Here is a 7518-nt window from a genome sequence, read left to right as displayed (position 1 = left end):
ATCGACCGCATCTTCCTTGAACTGCTCCGAGAATTCCCGTCTTCCCATCTGACACCTCTCTGTCTGGCTATAAGTCTACCTTTTGAGGTGTCCAGGTTCATTAGGCCACTACATCCATCCCACTCCGCACTTCGTGCGTCGCGGAGGGGGATGCTCGGGAAAGCGGGGCCGCCAGGGTGTGTGGCAATGGGTGTGCCTGCAATAGCGGGGCGCGAGGACGCTTAGTGAAGAGCACACCAAGGTAGCGCGCTACGGGCATTCGGCGTACAGGCGGTACCGGGCTGTTGGAAGGCGGGGGAAAGATAGTTAGAATGCCTACATAATTTGCCGAATGGGCCATACCCTTCGGCGGGGCGCGTAGCGCGACGCTGGAGCGGATGAGCGCTGTGTCACTAACGGGGAGAACGCGAGGACGGGTCTTGTCTTGGGCCGTTCCCGGTAGCAGACCGGGATGGCTCACTACCGGCTGGCGGTTGCAGCCCGCTTTCTTTTGCCTACTTTTCTTTGCGGCGGCAAAGAAAAGTAGGTGCCGCCCCGCACAGGGGCAACGCTAATAGACCACTAAGACAACAAGGAAAGGCCAACACCGCAAGAACACCACCCAAAGCGCCGCGCAGGCAAAAAAAACCACTCACCCAGCTAGAGCAACCCCCACCACCCGAACCCTTTCCCTCTGCACAGCATCCTTAATAAGCTCAGGCTTGCCAACAAACCCTTTAGCAATAGCCCCAGCATCAACAGCCCGCGCAGCGACGAGCGCCACCCGAAGCCGCTCAGCCTGAGGATACTCCCTCGCCTCAAACCCAAGCCGCCCGCGGGCATCAGCTTCGCAAGCCTGCAAAGCCTCAGCAAACCGCCCAGGTTTCCGAATCGCATCACACCGCTCCAGCAGCCGCACAACCCCCGCGGCCCCTGTCTTCATCACGCGATGAATATTCCCATGCTCCCGCGCAACCAGAAGCGCCAGATCCCGGCACTCATTCGGCACCCGCAGCCTCTCACATAAAGGCTTGAGCAAATCCACACTCCGCCCTTCATGCCCGATATGCCGCGGCAACACATCCTCCGGCGTCGTCGCCTTCCCTAGATCATGCGTGAGCGCGGCAAACCGCACCGCCAGCGCATAACCCTGCGCCGCCGCGTGATCCACCACCATCATCACGTGCACCCCCGTATCCACCTCGGGATGGTAATCCGCCCGCTGCGGCACGCCGAACATCGCATCGATCTCCGGCAAAATCCGCGCTAGCGCCCCGCATTCGCGCAGCACCGCAAACATCCGCGAGGGGCGTCGCTCCATCAAGCCGCGTGACACCTCCTGCCACACCCGCTCCGCAACCAGTGCGTCCACCTCGCCCGCAGTCACCATCTTGCGCATCAGGTCCATCGTTTCCGGTGCGACCGTGAAGTCGGTGAAACGCGCCGCAAACCGGGCTACCCGCAGGATGCGCACGGGGTCTTCCAGGAACGCATCGCTCACATGACGGAAGACCCGTGCCTGCAGATCAGCCTGGCCGTTGAACGGGTCGACCACCGGGCCAGTCAGTGCGCCATCCGGCCGAAGTTCGCGCGCCATCGCGTTGATCGTCAGGTCGCGCCGCGCGAGATCTTCCTCGAGCGTCACGTCCGGGGCATAGAAGAACTGGAAGCCGTGGTAGCCGGCCGCCGTCTTGCGCTCGGTGCGCGCAAGCGCATACTCCTCGTGCGTCTGCGGATGCAGAAACACCGGAAAATCTTTGCCGACCGGCCGGTAGCCTTGTGCCACCATCTGCTCAGGCGTCGCGCCCACCACCACGTAGTCGCGGTCCTGAACCGGCACGCCCAGCAACTCGTCGCGAATCGCTCCGCCTACTGCGTAGATATTCATGCGCACGTATCGTATGCAGGGATCACATGCGGCTCGCGCTGCGCATCCTCAATCCACGCGCGCACAGCCGGCAATTCCGTCACGCGCCGCGCGTAGGCCGCCGCCGTGTCGGACAACGCCGGTTTCCAGGTGTTGAAGCGCATCACCACCGGCGCATACATCGCGTCCGCGATACTGAACTCGCCGAACAGGAACGGCCCGCCATATTGCGCGAGACAGCCGCTCCAGATCTCCTCGATGCGCGCGATATCGGCCAGCGTGCCCGGTGTAGCGCCCTGGCCTGGAAACGATGCGCGGATGTTCATCCACATGTTCGTGCGCAGCTCGCCAAAGCCCGAATGCATTTCGGCGCTAATGCTGCGCGCCACGCCACGTGCCACCGCATCGCGTGGCCACAAAGCGTGCTGCGGAAAACGTTCGGCCAACGTCTCGGCAATCGCCAGCGAATCCCACACCGAGAGTCCGTCGCCGGCAGCGAGGTAGGGCACCTTGCCCGACGGCGAATGCGCGAGGATCGCGGCCTTCGAGCCGGGTTCGCCCAGTTCGACACACACTTCCTCGAACGGAATGCCGAAGTGCTTCAACAACACCCACGGCCGCATCGACCACGAAGAATAGTTCTTGTCACCGATCAGAAGTTTCATGCTTCAGTCAAAGAGAAAGGACAGGTTTAACGCCCCGCGCTGGCGCGGAACGTGTTGAAGCGCGAGCGCAGCGACGCGCCGGTCAGATACACAGGGGCAATCGTTTCGATGCTCGCGGGCTCGACACCCAGTTCCGGCGCGAGCGGCCCGCTCAACACGCTTGGCACCTTCATCGAATCGAGATTGTCGCGCGAAATCACCGGCTCGCCCGGCGCCATCTCGAAGGTCAGTGCCTGTAACCGCGCCAGTGCATCTGGCAACCGGATGATCCGCGCATGGCGGCCGATCACTTCACCGCAATACTTCACCAGTTGTTCGAGCGTATAGACCGTCGGGCCGCCCAGTTCGTAGGTGCGGCCGTTCGCGGCATCGAGATCGAGCACGTTGACGATCGCCTTCGCGACATCGGCCACGTACACCGGCTGGAACTGCACGTCCGGACAGGCCAGCGGAATCATCGGGAATACGCGCGGCAAGAACGCGAACTGGTTGAGAAACCTGTCCTCGGGGCCGAACAGGATTGAAGGCCGGAAAATCGTCGTCGCCAGCGTCGATGCGTGCACGGCCTTTTCGCCGTCGCCCTTGGAGCGCAAATACATGCTCGGCCCCTTCGGGTCCGCACCGATCGCGCTGATATGAATCAACCGGTGCACGCCCTTGCCTTCGCAGGCCGCAACGATTTTCGTCGGCAACTCGACGTGCGCCTTGGCGAACCCAGGACCGTATGGCGAGCCGCGCCCGTCATGCAGAATGCCGACCAGGTTGATCACCGCGTCGGCATTCTCGACGAAGCGCGCGAGCTGAACCGGATCGAACACATCGGTTTCGATCACGTCGATAGGCAGCAAAGTAAGGTGGCGCGCGTTGTAGCGGCGGCGGGTGGCAATGCGGACGTCTTTGCCGAGCTCGACGAGCGCGTTGACGAGATGGCTGCCGATAAAACCGGAGCCGCCGATGATCGCAATGGCTTGATGTCGCATTTCCGACTCCCTGGTGGAAGCCGCGGCAACGGCTGGAGTGAGGCGCCGCCGCGAGGCACGCGGCGGCACGACGCTTACGGCGCGATATAACCGAGGCGCGCCTTCAGCGATTGCGGACGGCCTTCGAACAGTGCCGCGTAGTAGACCGTATTGGACAGCACATTCTTGACGTAGTCGCGGGTCTCGTTGAACGGAATCGTCTCCGCGAAGATCGCTCCTTCCACCGGACGTGCCAACCCTTCGCGCCAGGCCTTCGGACGGCCCGGTCCGGCGTTGTAGCCGGCGGTGGCGAGCACAGCGGACCCGTCGAACTGATTGTAGATCATCGAAAGATAGTTGGTGCCGAGCAGGATGTTGGTATTGATGTCGTTCATCTGCTCACGCGAGATCGGGCCCAGGCCGATTTTCTTCGCCACCAGTTGCGCCGTGCCCGGCATCAACTGCATCAGGCCGCTCGCGCCTACATCCGAACGCGCGTTCATGATGAAGCGCGACTCCTGGCGGATCAGCCCATACGCCCACTCGACATCGAGACCGTTCGACTGCGCGTCGCGCTCCACGATATCGCGGAACGGCGACAGGTAACGCAGCGAGAAATCGTGTTCGGCCTTGGTGCGATCTGCCGTGTTGACCGTGCGGTCATACAGTTCGATGCGGCGCGCGTACTCGGCGACGGCCAGCAACTGGCGGTCGCTCATGGTGCGCAGCGGCCAGTTCCACTCGCGGTTGCCTTCGAGCCGCAGGTTGAGCTGGTAGAAGCGCTGGGCGAGCGCGAAGCCCGGTGTGTTGGCCGCCTGCTGGACCTCGGCGTCCGTCACCGTGGTCTTCGGCGGCACCGTGATCTTCTGGCCCAGTTCCTCCAGGGCGAGTTGCCCGTAGAAGTTGAAGCCCGAAGAAATCGATTCGAATTCCTGGTTGGCCTCGGCGGTATCGCCCGCCTGCTTCAGCGCGCGAGCGTGCCAGTAGACCCAGGACGGCTGGCTGCGCAACGAGGCCGGCATCTGCTCGATCGACCAGCGCACCATCGTCCAGTCGCCGGCCAGCAGCGCGCTACGCGTGCGCCATTCGTAAGCCGGATTGGACAGCAACGGCGCATTCGCCGACAGCCGGTACCAGTCCACGGCGGTCCCCATCTGCTTGGTGGCCGCCTGATAGGCAATCGTGCCCCAGCCGATCGCGCGTTCCGGCGAGCTCAGCGACGGCGCAACAGAAGCAAAGGTGGCCGCGGCCATGGCCGGGTCGTTGCGCGCCATGCGCGTAATCGCCAGCAGGGCCAGTTGATGCGACTGCGCATCGGGCCCGACGCCGCGCGCCAGCAGCAACGGCGGCGTGCTCGCCGCCTGATCGAACAGCACCGGGTCGGGACGCTGGTTGCCGAGCGCGTCGACCAGCTTGCTGCCGGCGCTGGTGTAGTTCTGCTCGTAAGCGAGGCGGATCTGCTGCCAGACGTCGTCTGTGCTGAACTGCTGATTGATGGCAAGCGCCGTGATCAGGTCGACGCAGCCGTCGCCATACCATTTCGGATCGGTCAGCAAGGCACGGGCGTCGTTCGCCACGTTCTCACCGTGCGCCGCACGCGATTCCAGCGCGTAGCACTTGACCTGCGTGTCGTCGTTCAGCACGAAGCGCGCATATTGCTGGTCGAAGTTATTCCAGTCGTGACGTGCGCCGAGCACCACCAGGTAGTCGTTGCGCAGCCGGTCGGCGATCGCCTGGCCGTCGTACTTCTGCAGGAACGACAGCACCGGCGCATCCGGCGCATCGACGCGCGGATGCCCGCTCGAATCGAACAACTGCGGCTTGAGCTGGAAGTACTCCAGATAGGACGGCGCCGGATAGTCCGGAATCATCGCCGCCAGTTGAGCGGCTCGCGCAGCATCGTTATTGCGCGCCGCTTCGCGCAGCTGCACGAAAATCTGGTCGTCATTGGAGAGTTGCGAAAGCGGGACAGGCTTGCCGGCAGAGGCCGTGCTGCACGCCACGAGCGCCGCAGCGGCAAGGGCAAGACCGACCGCGCGATATACTCGAAAAAGGCTTTTTGACATCGTTGTTTCTGGAGCGCAAATTGAACCCAAGCATAGCACGCAACCCCCTTGCGGAATCGAAAAACGCGCTCCGGAAAACACTGCTGAAAACACGCCTGCATGCGGCTCTCGAGCCCGCTGCCGAGGAGGCGCTAAGCCGCCGCCTGCTCGATACATTGAAATTTCATGAACCTGCTTGCGTGGGGTTTTACTGGCCGCTGCCGGGCGAGTTCGACGCGCGTGCGTCAATCGCCATCTGGCTCGCGCAGGATGCGCATCGGCAAGCCAGCCTGCCGGTGGTCACGAACCGCGGCGAGGCGCTGCAATTCCATGCGTGGACACCGGACACGCCGATGAAAACCGGCCACCACCGGATTCCCGAACCCGCCACGCAGATTGTCGTCACGCCCGACCTGCTGTTCGTGCCGTGTGTCGGCTTCGACGCCGACGGCTACCGGCTCGGCTACGGCGGCGGCTATTACGACCGCACGCTGGCGGCATGGCCCGGCGCAACGCGGCCGGTCACGGTCGGTGTGGCCTACGAAGCCTGCCGCATCGACGCGCTGCACCGCGAAGCCCACGACATCCCGCTCGACCTGATCGTCACCGAAGCCGGCTGCTACCCCCTGCCGGCATAGGCAGCACCACTGGCACTGCCAACCAGGCCAGCGGAGCCAGCGGGTCAGTCATCACAACGACGCCGCTGCCCGCGCCGCCGTGTCGTAGAGCCCGGAGGCGTTGCGCATCAACTGCGCGGCCTCGCCGATCTGCTCATTCGTCAGACCGCTCTCCCTGAGCGTGGCGATCAGGCAGCTTTCGCGCACCTCGCGGTACTTGAGGCACAGGTTGCGCCCAGCCTCGGTGGCGGAAAAGAACACTTCCTTGCCGGTCTTTTCGCTTTTTACATACCCTCTAGCTACCAGCTTCTTCAACGCGTAGGTGGCAACGTGCGTGTCCTCGATGTTGAGAACGAAGCAGATATCGGCAAGCTTCTTGCGGCGCTCGCGGTGGCTGACGTGATGCAGCAACGACACTTCGATGGCGGTCATGTCCTTTTCGCCCGCCGCCGACATGCATCGCACCATCCAGCGATTGAACGCGTTGCTCGCCATGATGAGCCCGTACTCCAGCTCGGACAGCTCCGCGCTCGATTCAGACACGAGATGTTCCGACGAGACGATTTTGGTGGGTTGGCGCGACATGACGGGTGTTCTCAGTACAGGAATTTCTTGAGAGCGCAGTGTACGCCGAGCGCCCCGAAATGGATGCCTGGAAAAAACTCTTATTGATAAATTGTCGATATTTTATTGAGAATGTACTCTATGCATCTCAGGTAACGTTCCTGGCGCAGATAACCAGTCATGAGCGGTGCATAGCGCAGGTTTGCACCTTTACAGGTTTTCCGACCCGAATGAAGCAGCAATGACCCAACCACGAATCTTTCAGTTCGGCGATGCCGCACTCGTCTGCGAGGCACCCGCACCGGCCACGCTCGCCTGCCAGCGGCGCGTCTGGGCCGCTGCCGCCGCGGCGAGCGACTGGCCGCACGTGCTCGAGGTGGTGCCCGGCATGAACAACCTGACCATTGTGTTCGATCCGCTGGAAGCGGATAGCGCCGCGCTCGCCAGCCAGTTGCAGGCAGCGTGGGAGGCCGGCGGCGACGCGCCGGCTGCCGGCCGCGAGGTCGAGATCCCGGTGCAATACGGCGGCGAGTTCGGCCCGGACCTCCAGGTCGTGGCGAGCCACACCGGTCTGTCGGCCGAAGAGGTGGTGCAGCGGCACACGGCCGGAGAATACGTGGTGTTTTTCCTCGGCTTCCAGCCCGGCTTCGCCTATATGGGCGGCCTCGAAGAAGCCCTGCACACGCCGCGCCGCGCGTCGCCGCGGCTTGAAGTGCCGGCCGGATCGGTGGGTATCGGCGGCGAGCAGACCGGCGTCTATCCGGCCACCTCGCCGGGCGGCTGGCAACTGATCGGCCGCACCGCCGCGCCCTTGTTCGATCC

At 63.4% G+C, this 7518-nt stretch carries 7 protein-coding genes; 2 read left to right on the top strand and 5 right to left on the bottom strand.

What is annotated here, in order from left to right; translation table 11 throughout:
- Positions 1–631: 631 nt before the first annotated feature.
- From FFS45_RS41035 to FFS45_RS41020, 4 genes are all read right to left on the bottom strand, one after another.
- Positions 632–1867: a multifunctional CCA addition/repair protein gene (locus tag FFS45_RS41035; protein WP_137960283.1), complete on the bottom strand. Its 1236-nt coding sequence runs from the start codon at positions 1865–1867 to the stop codon at positions 632–634.
- Positions 1864–2511: a glutathione S-transferase family protein gene (locus tag FFS45_RS41030; protein ID WP_137960280.1), complete on the bottom strand. Its 648-nt coding sequence runs from the start codon at positions 2509–2511 to the stop codon at positions 1864–1866. The genes FFS45_RS41035 and FFS45_RS41030 overlap by 4 nt, the downstream gene beginning before the upstream one ends.
- Before the next feature lie 26 nt (positions 2512–2537).
- Positions 2538–3491 carry a complex I NDUFA9 subunit family protein gene (locus FFS45_RS41025; protein WP_137960279.1) on the bottom strand — a complete coding sequence of 318 codons (954 nt, stop codon included), beginning with the start codon at positions 3489–3491 and terminating at the stop codon, positions 2538–2540.
- Positions 3492–3565: 74 nt separating this feature from the next.
- On the bottom strand, positions 3566–5536 hold the full coding sequence (locus FFS45_RS41020) for a lytic transglycosylase domain-containing protein (protein WP_137960278.1): 1971 nt from the start codon (positions 5534–5536) through the stop codon (positions 3566–3568).
- A 20-nt stretch (positions 5537–5556) separates the two neighbouring features.
- Here FFS45_RS41020 and FFS45_RS41015 point away from each other — a divergent pair, with 20 nt between their 5' ends.
- A complete protein-coding gene (locus FFS45_RS41015; RefSeq protein WP_249363133.1) occupies positions 5557–6153 on the top strand; it encodes a 5-formyltetrahydrofolate cyclo-ligase in 597 nt (198 codons plus the stop codon).
- 51 nt (positions 6154–6204) lie between these two features.
- Here the strand turns inward: FFS45_RS41015 and FFS45_RS41010 are convergent, their stop codons facing one another.
- On the bottom strand, positions 6205–6717 hold the full coding sequence (locus tag FFS45_RS41010; RefSeq protein ID WP_090681521.1) for a winged helix DNA-binding protein: 513 nt from the start codon (positions 6715–6717) through the stop codon (positions 6205–6207).
- Between the two features lie 220 nt (positions 6718–6937).
- Between FFS45_RS41010 and pxpB the strand changes: the two genes are divergently transcribed.
- Positions 6938–7518 (top strand): 5-oxoprolinase subunit PxpB (gene pxpB / locus FFS45_RS41005; protein WP_137960277.1); only part of this gene is annotated, 581 nt, incomplete at its 3' end.

The sequence above is a fragment of the Burkholderia sp. 4M9327F10 genome, from assembly GCF_005503145.1.
GTDB lineage: Bacteria > Pseudomonadota > Gammaproteobacteria > Burkholderiales > Burkholderiaceae > Paraburkholderia.
The sequence above is the reverse complement of the archived record's forward strand: the minus strand, read 5'-3'. Positions and strand labels throughout refer to the sequence as shown.